This is a genomic window from Spiroplasma endosymbiont of Tricholauxania praeusta (genome assembly GCF_964019535.1).
Classification (GTDB): domain Bacteria; phylum Bacillota_I; class Bacilli_A; order Mycoplasmatales; family VBWQ01; genus Spiroplasma_E; species Spiroplasma_E ixodetis_A.
The window spans coordinates 1060485-1082043 of record NZ_OZ026450.1; the positions used below are offsets into that span (position 1 = coordinate 1060485).

Annotated in this window: 16 protein-coding genes; 6 read left to right on the forward strand and 10 right to left on the reverse strand. The window is 25.1% G+C overall.

Annotated elements, in window-relative coordinates; all coding sequences use genetic code 4:
* Positions 1-246 precede the first annotated feature (246 nt).
* The 3 genes from AACK96_RS05805 to parE all read right to left on the reverse strand — a co-directional run bounded on the left by AACK96_RS05805 (position 247) and on the right by parE (position 6315).
* Complete coding sequence (locus tag AACK96_RS05805; RefSeq protein ID WP_338973808.1) at positions 247-1686, reverse strand: NADP-dependent glyceraldehyde-3-phosphate dehydrogenase; 1440 nt, start codon at positions 1684-1686, stop codon at positions 247-249.
* A gap of 170 nt (positions 1687-1856) precedes the next feature.
* Complete coding sequence (gene parC, locus AACK96_RS05810; RefSeq protein WP_338973810.1) at positions 1857-4370, reverse strand: DNA topoisomerase IV subunit A; 2514 nt, start codon at positions 4368-4370, stop codon at positions 1857-1859.
* Positions 4371-4392: 22 nt separating this feature from the next.
* Positions 4393-6315, reverse strand: a complete 1923-nt coding sequence (gene parE / locus AACK96_RS05815) for a DNA topoisomerase IV subunit B (RefSeq protein WP_338960672.1) — start codon at positions 6313-6315, stop codon at positions 4393-4395.
* A 357-nt stretch (positions 6316-6672) separates the two neighbouring features.
* On the opposite strand from parE, the gene AACK96_RS05820 reads away from it, so the two are divergent.
* Both AACK96_RS05820 and AACK96_RS05825 read left to right on the forward strand, forming a co-directional pair.
* On the forward strand, positions 6673-7470 hold the full coding sequence (locus tag AACK96_RS05820; protein WP_338973812.1) for an ankyrin repeat domain-containing protein: 798 nt from the start codon (positions 6673-6675) through the stop codon (positions 7468-7470).
* A gap of 47 nt (positions 7471-7517) precedes the next feature.
* On the forward strand, positions 7518-8528 hold the full coding sequence (locus AACK96_RS05825) for an ankyrin repeat domain-containing protein (protein WP_338973813.1): 1011 nt from the start codon (positions 7518-7520) through the stop codon (positions 8526-8528).
* A gap of 96 nt (positions 8529-8624) precedes the next feature.
* On the opposite strand, the gene uvrC is transcribed toward AACK96_RS05825, so the two are convergent.
* Together uvrC and AACK96_RS05835 are read right to left on the reverse strand one after the other, a co-directional pair.
* Entirely contained in the window at positions 8625-10394 is a 1770-nt protein-coding gene (gene uvrC / locus AACK96_RS05830; protein ID WP_338973815.1) for an excinuclease ABC subunit UvrC, read from the reverse strand.
* A 104-nt stretch (positions 10395-10498) separates the two neighbouring features.
* Positions 10499-11659 carry a hypothetical protein gene (locus AACK96_RS05835; protein ID WP_338973817.1) on the reverse strand — a complete coding sequence of 387 codons (1161 nt, stop codon included), beginning with the start codon at positions 11657-11659 and terminating at the stop codon, positions 10499-10501.
* 677 nt (positions 11660-12336) lie between these two features.
* Here AACK96_RS05835 and AACK96_RS05840 point away from each other — a divergent pair.
* The gene (locus AACK96_RS05840) at positions 12337-12534 is read left to right on the forward strand and encodes a hypothetical protein (protein WP_338973819.1); all 198 of its coding nucleotides are present in this window, start codon (positions 12337-12339) and stop codon (positions 12532-12534) included.
* 312 nt (positions 12535-12846) lie between these two features.
* Here AACK96_RS05840 and AACK96_RS05845 read toward each other — a convergent pair whose 3' ends face one another.
* Together AACK96_RS05845 and AACK96_RS05850 are read right to left on the reverse strand one after the other, a co-directional pair.
* Entirely contained in the window at positions 12847-14616 is a 1770-nt protein-coding gene (locus AACK96_RS05845) for a ribonuclease J (protein WP_338973821.1), read from the reverse strand.
* A gap of 178 nt (positions 14617-14794) precedes the next feature.
* Positions 14795-16909, reverse strand: coding sequence for a polyribonucleotide nucleotidyltransferase (locus AACK96_RS05850; protein ID WP_338973823.1), 2115 nt, complete (start codon positions 16907-16909; stop codon positions 14795-14797).
* Positions 16910-17015: 106 nt separating this feature from the next.
* Here AACK96_RS05850 and AACK96_RS05855 point away from each other — a divergent pair, with 106 nt between their 5' ends.
* Positions 17016-17351: a rhodanese-like domain-containing protein gene (locus tag AACK96_RS05855; protein WP_281749170.1), complete on the forward strand. Its 336-nt coding sequence runs from the start codon at positions 17016-17018 to the stop codon at positions 17349-17351.
* 1 nt (position 17352) lies between these two features.
* Here AACK96_RS05855 and AACK96_RS05860 read toward each other — a convergent pair whose 3' ends face one another.
* From AACK96_RS05860 to AACK96_RS05870, 3 genes are read right to left on the reverse strand one after another with little or no spacing between them, the layout of a single operon-like run.
* Positions 17353-17751: a hypothetical protein gene (locus tag AACK96_RS05860; RefSeq protein ID WP_281749171.1), complete on the reverse strand. Its 399-nt coding sequence runs from the start codon at positions 17749-17751 to the stop codon at positions 17353-17355.
* A 38-nt stretch (positions 17752-17789) separates the two neighbouring features.
* Positions 17790-18605 (reverse strand): NAD(+)/NADH kinase, encoded by an 816-nt coding sequence (locus AACK96_RS05865; RefSeq protein ID WP_338960695.1) that lies wholly within the window; start codon positions 18603-18605, stop codon positions 17790-17792.
* Positions 18606-18628: 23 nt separating this feature from the next.
* The gene (locus AACK96_RS05870) at positions 18629-19024 is read right to left on the reverse strand and encodes a Spx/MgsR family RNA polymerase-binding regulatory protein (protein ID WP_174481244.1); all 396 of its coding nucleotides are present in this window, start codon (positions 19022-19024) and stop codon (positions 18629-18631) included.
* A gap of 363 nt (positions 19025-19387) precedes the next feature.
* On the opposite strand from AACK96_RS05870, the gene AACK96_RS05875 reads away from it, so the two are divergent.
* Both AACK96_RS05875 and AACK96_RS05880 read left to right on the forward strand, forming a co-directional pair.
* Complete coding sequence (locus AACK96_RS05875; protein ID WP_338973826.1) at positions 19388-19807, forward strand: hypothetical protein; 420 nt, start codon at positions 19388-19390, stop codon at positions 19805-19807.
* A gap of 191 nt (positions 19808-19998) precedes the next feature.
* Positions 19999-21246 carry an ISNCY family transposase gene (locus AACK96_RS05880; protein WP_338973446.1) on the forward strand — a complete coding sequence of 416 codons (1248 nt, stop codon included), beginning with the start codon at positions 19999-20001 and terminating at the stop codon, positions 21244-21246.
* The last annotated feature ends 313 nt before the right edge of the window (positions 21247-21559 follow it).

Genomic DNA, 21559 nt, shown 5'->3' on the forward strand with positions numbered 1-21559 from the left:
ATTTACCTCCATATTTTTTGCATTTCATGTAACAGTACTTTATCCTCGGCACTATTTTAATAACTTACTTTTTAAAATAAAAGTTACAATGATATGTAATATTTTTATTATGCTTTTTATATAAGAATGTTAAAAAAATAAAAATCTAATTAACAAGGACAAAAATTTATTACATTTTTATCTTACCACTATTTTAATAAAAAAATAAAACTTATTTTTTTATTAAAATAAGTTTTATTTTTTCTTTTAAATTTTTGTTTTTCAATTAATAACAATCCCTTTTGGTCTAGTAAAAGCAAGTAACGAAGGACGAATACCTTGTACGCCAAGACCCGAATCCTTAACACCAACAAAAGAAAAGTGATCGGGACCACGTTGTGACTGATCGTTAATATTAACACTTCCAACTTCTAATAATTTAGCAATACTCATTGCACTATTAATATTAGTAGTAAAAACAGAAGCTTGTAAACCATATTGTGAATCATTTGCAATATTAATTGCTTCTTTTACTTCATCAAAAATAATAATCGGCAACAATGGTGCAAAAGGTTCTTCTCATGCTAAATTCATTTTTGTTGTTACGTCAGTAATAATAGTTGGTCACATTAAATTTTCTTTAAATTTATTACCAACTAAACAATTGGCTCCTTTATCTAAAGCATCTTTAATTAATTTTTTAGCATTATCAACTGTTGGTTGATCAATAACAGGAGTAATATCACAATCATCTGTGGGCAAACCAACAGTTAACTTTTCAACTTTTTCTTTTAAAATTGGAATTAATTTGCTACTAATTGTTCTTTGTACTAACACTCTTTTAATAGCAGTACAGCGTTGTCCTGAATAACTAAATGCACCTTTAATGATTTTGGTTGCTGTATCTTCAAGATCAGCATCATTAAGCACTATTGCTGGATCTTTACCTCCTAATTCTAAAATCAAATCAGCTTTTAAAGATTTCTGTGAAATACGATTACCAACAACAGCACTACCAGTAAAAGAAATAACATTAATTGCTTCATTTTCAACTAAACTATCACCAATTTCACTACCTTTACCACTTATAGCATTAAAAACACCATTAGGAATGTTAGCTTCTTTAGCTAATTTAGCTAAGTGTAATCCCACCAATGATCCTTGTGTTGCGGGTTTAAAAACAACACTATTACCAGTCACAAGTGCTGGAAATATTTTAGAGACTGATAAATTTATCGGATAATTAAAAGGGGAAATAGCAAGAACAATTCCTTTTGGTACGTATTCAAAAACAGCTAATTTGTTCATACTTCCTCAACTATCACCTGTATAAGATTCAGGATGAAGACGTAATGCTTCTTGTAAAGTATATTCAATATATTCAACTGTTCTATCAATTTCACTGCAAGCTGCTTTTGTGCCTTTAGCAATTTCATTAGTCATTAATTCAGCAAGTATTAATTTATCGCGAATAATTAATTGTTTTCAAGAATTTAAAAAAGAAATTCTTTTTAAAATAGGCATTTGTTCTCAATTTTTTTGAGCAAATTTTGCAGATTCATATACTTTTTTAATTTCAACTTTAGTTAAGGCAGGAACTTGGCCTGCTATTTTATTAGTGGTGGGATTGATAACTGATATTCAATTACCATTTTCATACAAGTCACCATTAATTAGAGATTGATATTTAATAATATTATTTGTCATCTATACTTCCTCCTTAAATCACTACCATAATAATTATAGCAATAATTATAGCATTGATATAAGTCATATCCTATTCACTCTTAACTAAAATTATTATTTAAATTTATATTATGAAAATCAAAAAAACTAATTCTTTAAAAAGTCCATAATTTTCAACAAAAAAGTTTATTTTAAATACCATTGTTGCTTTCTTTTCCATCAAAATTTTCTGATATTGATGATATATCAGCATCAATAACATCAGTTTTTAAATCAATCACTAAATTACTACCGCCAGCAATAATATCATCAGCAACTACTTTGCCAGTTCCTTCATTTACCTTGCTAAGATTAATGTCACTTGCTTTAATCACTAATCATTTTTCTTTTTTCGTTAATATATTAATAAAAGATGTTGCTGGTGATAAGAAAGTTTTAATAATACTAATACTTTTACTTTTAGGAACTTTTATTACTTTATTACCTTTTGTTGTTCGTGAAGTTTGTTCAATAGTATTGAATAACATTCGTTTAATTGTTCCAACTGATGTTAACATTGCATAAATATCATTACTATTACCACAAGCCATTCCTACCACTTCATCTTCTTCAGAATTAATTTTCAAAGCTTTAACACCTGTTGCAGTTTTAGTTAATAATGGAACTTTCGTTTCTAAATATTTTAAAGTCATACCCTTGCGAGTACTAATAACAATAAAATCATGACCGGTAGTACTATTAACACTAATAACACTATCGTTCTCTTTTAACTTAACATATTTGGCGGTTTTATTAAATCTGGTAGTTGCTAACTCTAAAAGTGGCATTCTTTTAATTAAACCATATCTAGTAGCGACTACTATATTTACATTTGGCTGTTCAAAACTATTAACTTGCGCAACACTAATAATTTTTTCATTTCCTTCAAGTTTACATAACGTATTAACATGAATACCATTATCTTTCCATTTATTTTCTTCTAATTTAAAAATTGGTATTAAAAAATAATTACCTTTATTTGTAAAAAATAATAAATTATTAAAATTATTGAACATTGCTCCACCAATAATAACATCATTTGGCTTACGCCCAAAATCTTGATTATCAAGATTTTGTAAAAATACTTTACTACTTATTACCTTAATTCAACCATCATAACTAATACTAACAAATACATTTTCTTGTCGCAATGTTGCTTTTTCATCAATTGTAATTTCAGAAATTTCACCTTGAATTTGTGATTTTCTTAATCCAGAAAAATGAGAATTAATTTGTTCTAACTCAGTAATAATAACTTGACGTAGTGAATTTTCATTATTAAGAATTTCTTGTAAAACAATAATTTTACTTTCAATATCTGCTTTTTCTAAAACTAATGATTGAATATCAGTAGCAGTTAAACGATATAAACGCAATTGTACAATTGCTTCTGCTTGAATATCAGTAAAATTAAAAGCTGATATTAAATTTAATTTTGCTTGCATACGGTCAGTTGATGTTCTAATAATTTTAATTACTTTATCAACTTCACTTAATGCAATAACTAAACCATTAACAATCTCTAATCTTCGTTCTAATTGTGCTAAGTCATATTGTGAACGCTTAGTAACAACATCAATTTGATGATTAATATAAAAATCTAACATATTAATTAAACTCATTTGTACTGGTTTTTTGTTAGCAATTGCTACTAAATTAAAGTTATAATAAATTTGTAAATTGGTATTTTTAAATAAATAATTTAAAATTTCTTGTGGTTTACTATCTTCTACTAAATCAATAACTATTCGTAAACCAAAACGATCCGTTTCATCACGTACTTCTTTAATACCATGAATTTTTGCTAATGTTTTAACATCATCAATTTTTTTAATTAAATCTTGTTTAATAACTTCAAATGGAATTTCGGTAATAATTATTTGTGGAATTTCACCTTCATTATTAATATGAGTTTTGGCACGAATTGCAATTCGCCCCTTACCAGAACGATAAGCTTCTTTAATACCTTTAATCCCTTGAATAATTCCTCCGGTTGGAAAGTCAGGACCCTTAATAACACGCATTAATTCGCTTAAATTACATTGTGGATTATTAATTCTCATGACAATTGCATTAATTACTTCTTGTAAATTATGAGGTGGAATATTAGTTGCCATTCCAACGGCAATTCCAGAAGCACCATTTACTAATAAATTTGGAAAATAGGCAGGTAAAACTGTTGGTTCTGTTTCTGATTCATCAAAATTTTTAATTAAACTAATAGTATTTTTCTTAATATCCTTCAGTAATAATTCTGAAATTAATGATAAACGTGCTTCTGTATATCGCATCGCAGCAGGATTATCACCATCAATTGAACCTTTATTACCGTGCATTTGTACTAATGGTCATGCTACCTTTCACTCTTGTGCCATTCTACACATCGCAGCATAAACCGCTGTATCACCATGAGGATGATATTTACCAATTACTTCTCCAACAACACGAGCTGCTTTTTTATATGCTTTATCATTGGTTAAACCCAAATCATTCATAGCATGCAAAATTCGACGTTGAACTGGCTTCAAACCATCACGGACATCGGGCAATGCTCGTTCTAAAATAATATATTTGGCATATCGACCAAAACGTTCTGCAACAATATCATCAATAGGATAAGATAAAATTTGTTCATTATTTTGTTGAATCTCTTCTTTACTATTCATAACTTATAAACTCCTTTTTTTCTTAATAATCACTAGCTTCAAAAGAAATATTTTCTTCAATTCATTTTCGTCTTTTTTCTGGTTTATCACCCATTAATATTTGAATTTCTGTTTCTGCTGATAGAGCATCCTCAATAGTAATTTTAATTAATTGACGGACGTTTGGGTCCATAGTTGTTTCTCATAATTGTTCAGCATTCATTTCTCCTAAACCTTTATAACGTTGCAGGTCATATTTACCTTTAATTGTTTCAACTTTATCTTTTAATTCTAACTCATTTCAAACATATACATGTTTCTCTTGCTCTTCTTCTTTAAAAGAAATTTTAAATAAAGGCGGTAATGCAATATAAATATTACCCGAAGTAATTAAATCTCGCATATAACGATAGAAAAAAGTTAGTAATAAAATTTGAATATGGGCACCATCAGTATCGGCATCAGTCATAATAATGACTTTATTATAATTACAATTTTCAATACTAAATTCGTTACCAACACCAGCACCAATCGCATTAATAATCATACTAATTTCCTCATTATTAAAAAGATCAATTACTTTAGTTTTTTCGGCATTAATTACTTTTCCTTTTAACGGTAATATCGCTTGGAACTTACGATCACGACCTGACTTGGCACTGCCACCAGCGGAATCTCCTTCCACTAAAAATAATTCATTAATATTAGGATTTTTACTTTGTGCGGGCACCAATTTACCTACTAAAAATTTTTGCGTATCTTTACTTTTATTACGCAATGATTCACGTTCTTTTCTTAAAGCATTACGAATATCACGAGCCTTAATGGCTTTATCAATAATTTTTTTAGCAGCATCACTATTTTCGTGAAGTCAAAATGAAAATCTTTCATTAACAATATTATCAACAACAATTCTTGCTTCGGGCGTTCCTAATTTACCTTTTGTTTGACCTTCGTATTGAATTAAATTTTCAGGAATACGCAACGAAACAATAGCAACCAAACCTTCTCGCAAATCATTACCTTCTAAATTTTTATCTTTTGCTTTTAATAATTCTTGTTTTCTTGCATATTCATTAATAGCTTTTGTTAAACCACTTTTAAAACCAACTAAATGACTTCCACCATCAACAGTTTTAACGTTATTGGCAAACCCTACTAACGTTTCGCTATAATCTTCCGTATATTGTAATACAATTTCAACGTCAATATTATTTTGTTTACCTTTTAAACTAACAATTGGTGATAAATTTTTTTTATCTTTATTTAAATATTGCATAAAAGCAACTAAGCCATTTTCATAATGAAAAGTTTCTTCAGTACCTGTCCTCTTATCAATTAATTGAATACTTAAATCATTAATTAAAAAAGCACTTTCACGTAAATGTTGTTCAAATAAATGAACATTTCAATCACAACCTAGAAAAACACGATGAAAATCAGGTAAAAATTGTACCCTAGTTCCTGTTTTATAAGTGTTACCAATCATTTTTAAACTTTGATCAATCTTACCACCATTTTTAAATTTAATTTCATGAATTTTTTTATCACGATGAATAGTAACAATCATTCAATTACTTAAAGCATTTACTACTGAAGCACCAACGCCATGTAAACCACCCGAGGTTTTATAACTATTAGTGTCAAATTTTCCACCAGCATGTAAAACCGTATAAATAACTTCGGGAGTACTTTTTTTTGAAGCATGCATACCAGTTGGAACACCACGACCATTGTCTTCAACAGTAACTGACTTATCAACATTAATAGTAACAACAATACTAGTACAAAAACCAGCTAATGCTTCATCAATACCATTATCAACAATTTCTCAAACTAGATGATGAAGACCACGATTATCAGTAGAACCAATATACATTCCAGGTCTTTTTCTAACTGCTTCTAGACCTTCTAAAATTTGAATTGATGATTCATTATAAACACTGTTTTTTGGTTTATTTGCCATGAAAAAAACTCCTTACTACAATTTATTTCATTTTAATTTTATCATATATTTATTTATTTAAAGATAATGTCGATAAAAGAACTAAATCAATTTTATAATTTAAAGTTAAAGGTTTCTATACAAAATTTAAGATAATACATTTAAAATAAATATTTAACTAATAATTTTTAATTATTAATAAAACAGCTATAAAAATAAATATAAAAAAACTATTAACTTTTAAATTAATTAAAAGTTAATATTTGAATCATAAAAAAAATAAATATAATAATCTTATAAAAATTATAGAATTTTATCGCTTACTTATTTTAATGTTTACAAAATAAATGGGTTTTTTATTGTTAAAGGAGTAAAAAAATGAATGACGATTTAAATGAAAAATTAAGAAATAGTGCTTGAAATGGCGATTTAGATACAATTAATATTTTACTGATAAATAATTGTGCTGATGTTAATTATTTAACTATAAATAATTTTAGTGCTTTAACACTAGCCGCCTGAAATGGACACTTAAATATCGTTAAAACTTTACTAGAAAATGATGCTAATATTAATCATGCTAATATATTTGGTAATACTGCTTTATTATTAGCTGCTGAAAATAATCATATTGAAATAGTTAATACACTAATAGAAAATAACGCTAATATTAATCATGAAAATAATGGTAATGAAACTGCTTTAATCTTAGCTGCTAAAAACGGACACTTAAATATCGTTAATGTATTAATAACACATAATGCCAATGTTAATCATATAAATGAAGATAATGATGAAACCGTTTTAATCTTAGCTGCCAGAAACGGACACCATGAAATCATTAATCTCTTAATCGATAATTTTGCTAATATTAATCATGAAAATCGTTATGGTGATACAGCTTTAATATGAGCCGCCAGAAACGGACACTTAAATATTGTTAATAGCTTAATAATGCAACATAATATTAATATTAATCATGAAAATATAGAAGGTTACACTGCTTTCAAGTGAGCCGCTACAAACGGATATTTAGATATAGCTAATGTTATAATAGCGCATAATGCTAATGCCGATCATACAAATCAAATAAATAATAATGCTTTAATATGAAGCGCGCGAAATGGTTATCTAAATATAGTTAATAGTTTAATAATACCAATATTAATTATGTAAATGAAAAAGGTGATACAGCTTTAATATGAAGTACTTGAAAAGGTTATTTGGAAATAGTTAACACTTTACTAGCAAAAAATGTTAATGTTAATTATTCAGATCAATCTGGTTACAGTCCTTTAATGATAGCTGCTGAAAATGGTTTTTTAGAAATTACTAATGCTTTAATAAAAAATGGCGCCAATGTTAATCATACAAATCAAGTTGGTGATACGGCTTTAATCTTAGCTGCTGAAAATGGTTTTTTAAAAATTGTTAATAGTTTAATAGAAAATAACGCTAATCTTAATTATGCAAATCAAAATGGTAATACAGCTTTAATGATGGCCAATAAAAATAACCATATAAAAATAGCAAGAATAATCAAGCAAATAAATCAACTAAAGGCAGAAAATTTAATAAATGCTAAAGAAATGATACTAAACATTAATAATGTTTTAAATGAACAACTAAAAAAAAATAATGAAATAAAAGATAATCAAAATGATAATGAAATTTGAAAAAATAATCAAGAAGAAATTATTGAAATCATTGATAACTATAAACATAATTTAAATCAAAAACTTAAAAATATTAATTCAGAACTTAATAATCATTCTCTAAAAAAAGATTTTATTAATATTCTAAAGTTTGGAAAAGAAAATTATTCATTATTACATATAGCAGTATTAAATGATTGACAAAAATTAGTAACTTATTTAATAAATGAATGACCAGTTGATATTGATTATCAAGATAATTCGGGAAATTCGGCATGAAATCATGCTTGTATGTTATTACAACCAAAAAATACTTTGACTATTAAAAAAGAACATCAATTAACTTATAAAAATAAAGTATTTATAAAACAATTAATTCCTTCATCTCCAAATTGAAATCCAATTGAAAAAAAAGAAATTAATAAAAATGCTAGTGAAAATAGAAAAAAAATTATTGACTATTATATGCCAAAAGATAAAAATAGTATTGAGAGTTGAGAACATATTAGTAGTATCGATTTACAAATGCAAAATTCTTTCACAAACGAAAGCAATACGTTAAAATTTTCAATATCTTAAAACATTAAGATATTTTTTATCTAACTTTTGATATTTTTACATTAGTAACTTAGATAAATATCTTATTTACGTTATTATTTATTTCTTAATAACATATTATTCAAAACTATGTAATTCTTTTCATAGTTTTTCTAAAATTACTTTTGATTTAACTAATGATGAAAGTTCTGTTTTTGTAGCATTTTGCAATAATTGTCAAGTTGGAAATTGCTGTAATATTTTATTTTGTAATTGTAAACCAATTCCTGGTACTGATGATAAAACACTACTTATCATTGATTGACTTCGCTTTGCTTTATGATATTTAATTGCATAATTATGAACTTGATCTTGTAATTTACTCAAAAATAAAAAACAAGCATCAGTCTTAGGAATATTAATAATTTGCATTTTATCATTTATAATTTTATCAGTTTGATGTTTTTTATTTTTAACTAATCCAATAATAGGAATTGTTAAGTTTAATAATGTTAGTTGTTCTAATGTAGCACTAATTTGTGGTTTTCCACCATCAACAATAATTAAATCAGGAAGTGGCAATTTATTAATAACTAAGTGATGATATCTACGATAAATCATTTCACAAAAACGATGATAATCATCAACAATTTTTGGATCTAATAAAAATTTGCGATAATCATTAAAACTAGGATTACCATTCTTATAAACAATCATACCACCAACACTAGCACTTTGTTGAAGATTAGAAACATCAAAAACCTCTAAATGATTTAAATTAGGAATTTTTAATCATTGTGATAATACTTTCATCATATTTAACGGCGCATTAAACTGATTAGTCTGTAAATAATTATTTCATGCATAAATGGCATTGGTTTTTGCCAATGTTAAAATATGTTCTTTTGTTCCTTTAATTGGATTAATAAATTTTATTTGTGGAAATAATAATTTTAATTGTTTTAAATCAATATTTGATGGTAAATATATTTCATTTGGCAATGTATTTTTACTATATAGTTGTTGACAATAATTACGAATTAAATCTTGAATTTCTAAGTAATTATTTTGAACTATTTGTTCATCTTTAGCTTGCAATTTACCATTACGATAAAATAAATTAATTAAAACAACCATTTCATCTTCAATTAAAAAATTAATAAAATCGCGATTTCCATAATCTTGAAACTCAACAACTTGTTGTGATAAAAATAGATCTATTTTTGATAACAAAATTTTAATACGATTAGCATTTTCAAATTGTAAGTTTTCAACACTAATATTCATATTATTAATTAATATTTTTTTAACAGCAGTAACATTCCCTTTGAAAAATTGATCAATTTTACTAATCATATCTTCATAATAAGTAATAGGTACTGATTTAAAACAAGCGCCAGAACATTGCTGTAAATGATAATATAAACAAGGTTTACCAAGATTACCAGCACATTTTCGTAATGGAAAAATTCGTTCCAATAACTTTAAAATTTCACGCGCACCAGTACCATCGGGAAATGGTCCATAATAATGTCCCTCTTTTTTAGTAGCACTACGTACATAACGATATTGTGGATCACGATTATTAGTGATTTGAATATAAGGATATTTTTTATCATCTGCTAACAAAATATTATATTTAGGATGATGTTTTTTAATCAATGTTTGTTCTAAAATTAAAGCCTCTTTTTCATTAGATGTCGTAATGTATTCAACATCATGAATATCATTAACTAATAACATTGTTTTAAAATTACTGGCTTTATTTAAATATGAAGTTACTCGTTTTTTTAATGAATTAGCTTTACCAACATAAATTAAATTATTATGTATATCTTTAAATAAATAGCATCCAGCAATATTAGGTAAAAGTTTAATTTTCATTTGTAGTAAAGATTTTTCTGCCATTAGTTCACCTAAATTTATTAACAAATTAAAAGATACTTTGATTTTAACATTAATATAATGTTTTATCCTAAAGTAAACTCTTAATTTTATTCATTATTAATTACTTATGATTCGTTATTAATAATAGTCTCGTTATCATTAATAATTTCACGATTTAAAATACTATCTTCTAAACTTTTTTTAACTACCAGAGTACCTTTGCTATTACTCATTACATCTTTTTGTTTTTCAGGGTCAATTTTTCCAAAAGGAGTTAAATAACTATTTTCATTAAAATAAACAATAGGTGAAGAAGGTTTATTGATAATGTCACTATTATCATTTTGTTTTATTTCATTTTGTTTTATTTCATTTTGTTTTATTTCATTTTGTTTTATTTCATTTTGTTTTATTTCATTTTGTTTTATTTCATTTTGTTTTATTTCTGCTTTTTTTACTGGTGATATAGGTGGTTCCTTCTTTGATTCCTTATTAAAATTATTTTCTTTTCTAAAAGATTTTTTAACTTGTTTATCAATTAATAATTTTTCTTTTTTTAACTTAATATGTTTTTGTTTTAAATCAGCATTTATTTTATTTTTTTGCTTTTTATTTTTATTATTAATAATAATTTGTTTAATAATTTGTTTCATTTTGCTAAAGAAAATAAAAGGTTTATTAAAAATAAATAAACAAGTTAAAGAAAAAATACTAATAAAGTTTGCAATTAAATTAGTAACAAAAAAACCATAATTAAAAATACCTATTAAAACATTACTAATAATGCCACCAGTAGCATATGCTGGAAAAAAGGTTTCAACACTAAAGTCTTTAAAAGAAATTGGTGAAGCAAAAAAACCTAGATAATTATTTATAGCATTTGTATTTCATCATGTTTTAACGTATATTTCACTAATATTTAATAGGTTTAAATTATAATAACTAGTTCATAAATTATTCTTTCCTAAAATTATTAAAGTTAAAGTTTGTGTTGTCCAACAACTAATCACTAAAAATAAAAAAGTAACAAAAATATACTTCAATTTAAATTGCATGCGATAACCAAAAGCTAAAGGAATAATCATTAAAAAAAGAAAGAAATAAACAGCATATTTCACTCATCCAAATAAAAAAGAAAAAAGAAAATCATCAAGTACTTTACCAATTATTGAAAATCTAGTTAAACTAACTATTAGGAAAAAGAAGATTACTAATAAGAAAAAAAGTAACCCAACTTCATCACCACAAGATTGAGATTTTGATATTTTAATGCCATTTTTAATCATAAGAATATCACCTCTTAACAGTCTCCACAAAATAACTTATAAAAATAGTATAACATAATTGATATATGTAATATCTTTCTATAATCGATTTTTGATTTATTATTGCAAAAGAACAATAATATTTTTTTAATACTTTTATCATAAAAAATGTATTATTTAAATTTCATATTCATTATTTTCTAGATTTTAAAAATTTAAAATAAATCATTTTTCTTATTTATATTTATTTAACAATTAATTTATATAATATTATATAATCATTGTAAACTTAATATAAGTTTTACCCTTTGCTTCATTTAAAGTAAAATGGGTTTTTATTTTCTAATTTTAAAGGGGACATAAACAATGTGAGGTTTTAATAAAAATAAAAAGAAGAACAAGAAAGACAAAAAGAAGCCGAAAAACAAGCAGAACAACTACGAAAAATTGAAAGAGACCAAGCTAAATTAAAAGCCGAAAGAGAAGAAAGAAAAAGACAAAAAGAAGAACAAGAAAAAAAAGAAAGACAAAGAGAAGCCGAAAAACAAGCAGAACAACTACGAAAAATTGAAAGAGACCAAGCTAGATTAAAAGCCGAAAGAGAAGAAAGCCAAAAACAAAAAGAAGAAAGAGAAAGAGAAGAAAAAAATAGAAAAGCCGAAGAAGAAAGCCAACGTGTAAAAGAAGCAAATGAATATATGGAAAAACAAAGAATAGAAAGAGAAGCAAAACGAGAAAAAATTTTTCAAGAAAAATTAAAAGAAGATAGAGCTAAAGAATTAAGAGAACGTGCCAGAGCAGCTGAAGAAGATGAAAGGCAAAAAAGAGAACGTGCAGAAGCAGAAAATGCAGCAAAAATAAAAGGTAAAGGGCATTATAATCCATGAAATTTTTAAATTTTAAATTTTTCTATTAATTTATATAATGTAGTTTACAAAGTTATTGGATTTTTAATTAATAAAATAAAAAATTTCTTCAACCGAAACTAATATACAAGTTGAAGAAATTTTTTTATTACTTTCAAATTTTCCAGCAATAATTTTCATGTTTTTTTACTAAATGCACTATAAATTATTTTAAATTGATTTTCAATAGTCTTTAGTATTTTTCTAAACTGGTTCTAATTTAGTAAACATTATATAAATTTTAAAATTAGTTTAAATATGAAAAAATTATATAATTTAAGGTTAATGATATTATCATTAACCTTAAATTTCATTAACAACTGTTAAAATCATAGGTAACTTACCAGTTTCTTTTTTAATATAATCTTGTAAATCATTTTTCATTTTAGTCTTAACTTCACTAAGACTAAAAGCAGTATTAGTTTTATATTTTTCAATAACATTAATAATAATGTTTTGCAATTTTTTCAACATTTCTTCATTATTAGTTAAATAAACAACACCACGCATTTGTGCATCAATTAAAGAAACAATTTCTTTAGTTTTACGATTTATTGTCACTCCTGTAATTAAAATACCATCACGTTGTAATTGTTTTCTTTCACTAATAACAATTGAACCAATATCACCAACACCAATACCATCTACATATACATCACCAGTTTTTATTAAGTTATCTGTTGTTTTATTAGTAGCATTTTTATCATTAAAACGAGAAGGACGTGCAACATACTGTTTAACAAAATTATCAATTAATTTACCATTTTCAAAAGTAATAACTTCACCATTATCATGAATTAAAGCATTGTTATGTAACACACCAGCATCAATGGCTGCTGCTTGTGCTGCTACAAAATCTTTATATAAACCTTTAACTGGTAAAAAATATTTTGGTTCAATAATATTAACCATTAACTTAATATCTTCATAAGAAGCATTTAAACTTCAAGCTTGTTTTTCTGATATATTAATAACTTTAACATCAGTACGTGCTAAGTCATCTAATAAGGCTGCATGAGCCAATTCATTTCCTGGAATTGGTGGAGTTGCTAAAATTATTGTATCTTGCGATTCAAGTTTTAAATAATCATCATTACCAATAGCAATTTTATTCATTCTAGTAAATAAACGTTCACCACTACCAGTAACAATAATTACTGTATCTTTAGTACCAATTGTTTGTGCTAAATTAATAATTTGTGATTTATCAATATTGAAAGCGTTTAAATCATTAACTTTTAATAAAATATCATATAAAGTTGCACCATAAACTGCAATTTTACGTTTAGAGTCAGTTTCTTTAATAGCATTAAGAATTTCACTAACACGATATAAATCTTGATCATAACATGCAAGAATAACCCTTCCTGGTGCTTCTTTTAATACTGGCTCAATAATAGTTTGAATTTTATGCTTAGGAGCTGTAAAAGCTTTTCTATTGGCACATGTTGCTTCACTAATTAATAATAAAACATCATTTTTAGAAACACTAGCTAAATGTTGAATATCAGTAGTAAAATCACTACGATGTTCACCATCAAAAATATAATCACCCGTATAAACAATTGTTTCATTTAATTTAATATTTTCACCATTATTTACAGTTAGAACAAAACCTAAACTACCTGGAATTGAAGTAGTTGTTTTAAATGTTTTAACAACAACATTACCAAATGATACTTTTTGTTCGGGTTCAATAGTTTTAATTATAATTTCATTTTGATTAATAAAACGAAAACGTTCTAATTTCTGCTTAATCATAAAATCAGTTAATTTACTAGTAAAGATTGGAACTTTATACTCGGGTTTTATTTTATTAAAATCTTTTAAAATATAAGGTAGTGCTCCAAAAGCATCATCAGATGGTTTTGAAATAAATATACCTTGAATACGATGTTTATTTTCTTTTAAATATGTATAATCTGGAATAATAATATCAATTCCTAAAATTTCTCTTTCTGGGAGTCTAATGCCGGCATCAAATACAAATATCTTATCATTTACTTCAACAACATATAAGTTTTTACCACGTTCATCTAATCCACCCAGAGCAAATACTTTTATCTTTGCCATGTTTTCACCAGTTTTCAACTTTCTTTATTTTTATTTTATAAAATTTAATATCTTAGAAGAACATAAAAATTAAAATTTTAACTTAAATTCCCAAGATGCTGCTATATTATGTTATTAGTATTTTAACACTAATTTAATAATAAAACTGTAATTAATTTTCATTAAAAATAGTTTCAAATTATTTATCAATAATTTCTAAGCTAAGCTTACTATTATCTTCAACTTTAATTACTCGAACTTTAATTATATCATTGATTTTAACGACATTATTTAAATTATCAATACGTTTATTAAATTTTTTTGAAAATTCTGAAATATGAATTAAACCATCAATCTTATCTTGTAAATTAACAAAAACACCAAAATTAACAATTTTTACAACTTTACTATCAAATTCAGAACCGATTTTAATTTGAACAGGATTAACAATACTTTCAATAATTTGTCAAGCTTTATCAATGGCTGATTGTTCATTATGATAAATCATCAATCGTCCATCATCTTCAATATCAATTTTAACATTATCACAGTCGGTAATAATTTTATTAATAACTTTCCCACCAACACCAATAATATCACGAATTTTATCAATTGGAATTAACTTTTGAATAATTTTTGGAGCATTAGGTGCCAATGTAGTTCTAGGCTTTTTAATTACTTCATTCATGTTTGCTAATACTTGTAATCTCGCAACTCTGGCTTTTTCCAAAGCTTGTGTAATAATATTAAAATCAATACCAGTAATTTTAATATCCATTTGTAAAGCACAAATACCATTGGCTGTTCCTGCCACTTTAAAATCCATATCACCTAAGTGATCTTCTAATCCTTGAATGTCAGTTAAAATTGTAAAATCTTTTTCTTCTTTAATTAAACCCATGGCAATACCAGCAATTGCAGCTCTAATTGGTACACCACCAGCCATTAATGCCATTGATGAAGCACAAATTGCTGCTTGTGAAGTTGAACCATTTGATGCTAATACTTCTGATACTAATCTAATTGTATAAGGGAAATCTTTTTCAAGAGGAATAATTTGTAATAATGCTTTTTCACCAAGGGCGCCATGACCAATCTCACGTCGTGAAGGAACACCCATTCTTCCGGTTTCACCAACAGAAAATGGAGGAAAATTATAATGATGAATAAAACGTTTATACTCTTCTTTACCTAATCCATCAATAATTTGATGTTCAGCAAGTGCACCCAACGTTAAAACTGATAAAACTTGTGTTTCACCACGAGTAAACATTGCACTACCATGAACAATAGGTAAAACATCAATCATACTTGTTAATTTTCTAATATCATCAGCTTTTCGTCCATCAACTCGTACATTATTTTTTAAAATCATAGTACGCATTGCTTTTTGTAATAATTGATCAATACTTTTGCGTAAATTATGAATAGTTGTTTCTTCACCAATATTTAAAACTTCTTGATTAAATTCATTTTTAAAACTTTGAAATGTTTCTTCAACTAAATTTTTAATCAAGTTGCTTCGACTTTTTTTATCAACAGTAGTACTAATTTTACTAATTTGTGATTGACAATTTGTTTCTACAAATTGTTCAATATTAACAGGAATTAATGCTAACTGTGGTTTAAATTTATTTGGTTTTAATTTTTCAATGATACTTTCTTGAAAAATTATTAATTTAATAATATGTTCATGTGCAAATTTTAATGCTTTAATCATATCTTTTTCTAAAATATCATGACATCCAGCTTCAACCATATTGATGGCATCTTTTGTTCCACCAACAATCAATTCCATTTTTGAATTTAATAATTGCTCTTGTGTTGGATTAAGGACAAGTTCATCATTTATTTTACCAACAACAACAGTAGCACTAGGACCCTGAAATGGCAAACTACTTAATCCTAAAGCAAGTGAAGTACCAAAAGCTGCATTTACTCTAACATCACAAGCATCATCTAACGCAAAAACATTATTTACAACTTGTACTTCATTAACAAAACCTTTTGGAAATAATGGACGGATTGAACGATCAATTAATCTAGCACATAGTGTTGCATATTCACTAGGTCGACCTTCACGCTTTAAAAAACCACCTGGAATCTTACCAACTGAATATAACTTTTCTTGAAAAACTATTTGTAATGGAAAAAAATCTTGATTATTAATAACTTCATTATAAGATACAGTTGTTAATACAACTGTATTTCCATAAGTAATTTTTACTGATTTTTCTGCTAAATTAGCCATTGTACCTAATTCAACAATTAATTCATATTTTCCTTCTTTAAAAAGGAATTTTTCTTTTAACATTATTTTGCTCCTTAACTTCCATTTTTTGTCACAACTATGAGCATTATAGCATAATAAAATGTTAAAATAAGTTATAGAACAATTTTATTTTAGGAGGTCATAACTTATGTTTAAACATAAAATACAAAATGAAATTTCAATTTCAAATAAAGACTTTGATAAAATTAAAAATAAAGCTTTAATTATTGATGTTCGTGATGTTGCTGAATATCAAATTTTAAAAAAAATAACAAATGATAATGGTGAACTTAATATTGTTAATATTCCTTACTATGATTTGATTAAAAATCCTAGTAAATATATTGAAAGCAAAAATCAAGTGATTATAACTATTTGTAATGCAGGAAATCGTTCAACTGCTGCTGCACTAACACTCAGAGAATTGGGCTATACTAACACTTATGTTTTAATTAATGGTATTTATGGATATTACAAAAAATAACTTATTTCTCATTATTTAATTTAATAAGATCATTAATAGCAATACTTAAATTATTACAATAAGTTCCTAGGACTAAACTAACACTATCGTCTTGGTCTAAAATACCACGATTTTTAATTTTTTTAAGATTATTAAAATTAATTTTTGAATGATCAATAATCTCTACCTTAATTTTATTTGCTGTTGCTGTTGTCCCTTTAATATTATCAATTCCTCCTAAATCAACAATAAAATTTTGTAATTTAAATGGGAATTTTTGTGGTTTATTAATGGGTTTTAAACTACTTTCTTGTTGATTGCGTAATTTTTTAGCTGTACTAACATTTCATATTCAAATCCCAATACTAGCCACAGCAAATAACAATGCAATAACTAATAATACTATTTGTCAAATTGGCATGATTACCTTCCTTAATTAATATATTTTTAAATATTTTCTTAATCTTCTTGAATAAAAGCTTTTTTTACTTTAGCAAGTAAAGAATAATGATTAAGTCGATATTCTAAAACTTGTAACGTTAATTTTGATAATTTAATTGTTACCTTATCATTTAGTTTATCATTAAAATCAAAAGTATCAACAATTAATTTTCCAAAATCACTCAATTTACTATCTTTTTGAATATTTTTCAAAGTAATTTCATGATTTTCATCCAAAATTAGTGGTGAATTTAAACTGCGATAACTATTATTAGCTACTGGAGCAATTTCATGAAATTGCATTAAGTTATGATTTGAAATTAAAACAGCACCACCAAGTGATTTCATTAAACCCGTCGAACCAGTTCTTGTTGCAATAACTAAACCAGAACCACGAAAGTTTTCAAATAATTGATTATTAATTAACACTTGACATGAAAGAGTTGTTGTTAAATTAACAAATTTAACTTCATTAATAGCATATAAAATCTTATTATTAATATTTACTTCTAATAATGAAAATTTATTTACTATTAAATTATTATCATTTTTATCAATTCACATTAATACTTTGTCAACTTCTGTGTTTAAAAAGTTTTCATAAAAACCAAGATTACCACATTTAAAACTAACAAACTTAACAGTATTGAGTATATTATTATAATCATGAACAGCTTTTAAAAATGTTCCATCACCACCAATAATAAAAACAATATCTGGAAAAGAAGTATCTTCAAGTGCTTTAAGGGCCAATAACTTGGCCCTTAATTCCTTAGCTAATGATTGAGAATTCTCATATTTATTAGCAATAATTGTAAATTTATAATTTTTCATCATGTATTCCAATCATATTTCAATTAAAATATTTCACAAGAATCTTCAAATTCGTTTTCAATAGAACCACGTAAAAATAATTCAATCTCATCTTCATTATAACCAATTTGAATACGTTGTTTATTTTCTTGAACAATAATTGGACGTTTTAAAACAGTTGGTGAAGTTTTAATTAAATCAAAAACTTGTAACATTGTTAACTTTTCAATATTAATAGCATGTGTTTTAATAAACTTTGCTCTTGTTGAAATAATATCACCAACACCATTTGGTACAAATCTTAATAATAATTTAATTTCAGTATCGGTCAATGGATTATGGATAATATTACGTTTAATATATGGAATTTTATGTTTATCAAAAAATTGAATAACTTTTTTTGAAGACAAACAACTTGGCGAAACATATATTTTAATCATGACAATACCCCTCTTTGCTTTTAGACTACATTTGATTTAAATACTCTTTTTTTAAAATTAATATTTTTTTATCTTTTAAAGATAAAAGTTAATAAACTCTACATTACTATAATAATATATATTTCCACACTATCTTTGACCAAACTTAGAAAATAAGTACATGAAAGACCTTTTCCGCTATATCCTTCACCCACATATTATATCATATTATTTTTTGAAAAATAGATACTTTTATTCCTTAAATTTTATTTATAATTTGAATTATAATATAATGAAATTATAAAATTAAATTTTCTTTATTTTAAAGTAAATAATTAAAAATAAATAATTTTTATGCGTAAAAAAACAAGGAGTTAACTAAACATGCCTATTCAAAATAATAACAGTAAATATTTTAAAGAATTTATAATTGGAACTATAATTAGTTCCACCGGAATATTATTAACTGGTCTTAGTTTATCAACTATTTTATTTTTTTATGATAATACAAGAAATGGAAAATCAATAAAAGATAAATTAAATACTATTTTAAATCCAAATAATTTAGTAGTATGCATAATGGGTTCTGTACCTTTAATTCATAGTTTAAACATAACACAAGTTGGTAATAAAAAAATAACAAATGCCACTAAAGGATTAGTAGAAAATATGCTAGTATCATTTTCAAAATCTAAAAATAGAACTCCTTTATTAGCAAATAATGATGTAACGAACATCAATAACTTTGAATTACAAAACCCAGTCAATAATATAAATAATAAAGTAACAATTAATACTTTATAAATATTTATCTTTTAAAGACAAATAAAATTTAATTTAAATACTTTAATAAATTAAACTGATCTTATCATTTTAATTGATTCTGTTGTTATATCAATACCAGAATCGTTAGTGTCATTATTTAGTGATAATTTCCTATTAGTTATCGAGTAAAAATTTCCCAAAAGTGAAGTTAAATATACTTGGTGATAAAAATGGAAAGAAGCATGACTATGAAAGAAAAATATAAGTACAAAATTATAAATGATATTATTATTAATAAATTATCTAAACATCAAGCCAAGAATAAACTTAATCTAACTATTAGAAGAATTAACCAATTAATTCAAATTTTTAATAGAGAAGGTAAAGTTGGTTTTATTCATAAATCTCGCAATACAATTTCTAATAAGGCAACAAATTTTGAAATCAAAATTAAGATTATCAACTTGTATAAAACAAAATATTATAATTTTAATTTTCAACATTTTCATGAGAAATTAATGAATGAAGAAAAAATTAAAATTTCATATAGCACACTTTATACTATATTAATCAAAGAAAAAATTACTTCACCAAAAAGACATAAAAATAAAAAAAATAACTTACATCCAACAAGAAATCGAAGAACAAATTTTGGTGAATTAATTCAAATGGATGCAAGTAATCATCATTGATTTGGTAACGATAAACCAAAATCATTTTTACATGCTGCAATTGATGATGCTACAGGAAATATTGTTGGACTATGATTTGATCATCAAGAAACATTAGATGGTTATTATAATGTTTTTTATCAAATTTTAACTAATTATGGCATACCAAAAACATTTTATACTGATAATAGAACAGTTTTTGGATATAAGAAAAAAATTGATTCAGGTAAAATAAACACAGAAAATGACACTTATACTCAATTCCAAAAATGCTGTAATGATTTGGGTGTTGAAATAATTAGAACTTCAATTCCACAAGCTAAAGGTAGAATTGAACGTTTATTTGGAACACTTCAAAGTCGATTAATTAGTGAATTACGACTTAATAAAATTAAAACATTAGATGAAGCTAATCAATTTCTCAAAATGTACATAAACGTTTTTAATAAACAGTTTGCCTTTCCTATTGATGATAATAAATCTGCTATGGTTAAAGCTCCTACACAAGAAGAAATAAATATTTATCTTTCAAGATTTTCTAAAAGAAAAACAGATAGTGGTTCAACTATAACATATTATGGTAAAAAATATTTTCCTTATAAAAATAACAAAGTTCAATACATACAATCTCGAATTGATGTAATTGTACTTAAATCGTTTATTAATGAATTATATCTTAGTTACAATAATCAAATATATGAACTAAAAGAAATAGCACTAAAACCAATTATTAAAGACAACTTGATAAAAACTAAAAAAGTTTATATACCCAATAAAAATCATCCTTGAAGATATGGATATCAATAATTCCTAATTAAAGTTATATAAGATTTACATTTTTTGAATACTAAACCATATAAATTTTTAAAATGTTTGTATATGAGCAAATTTGGTGCTTTAAAATTGATTTTAAAGATATAAAGAGATTACAAATTCAATATCTTCCTCTTTTACATTTTTTTGTGATTTTCTACTAGAACTTTGACTTTTGCTTGTTGAAGCTTCACTGTTTACTTTTGATTTGTCTTTTTGAAATCCAAGAGCATTAGTAACTCTTTTTTTATTTTTTTCTAGTATTTTATAAAATACTAGAAAAAAAGAACTTTCATTGTTAATTGAA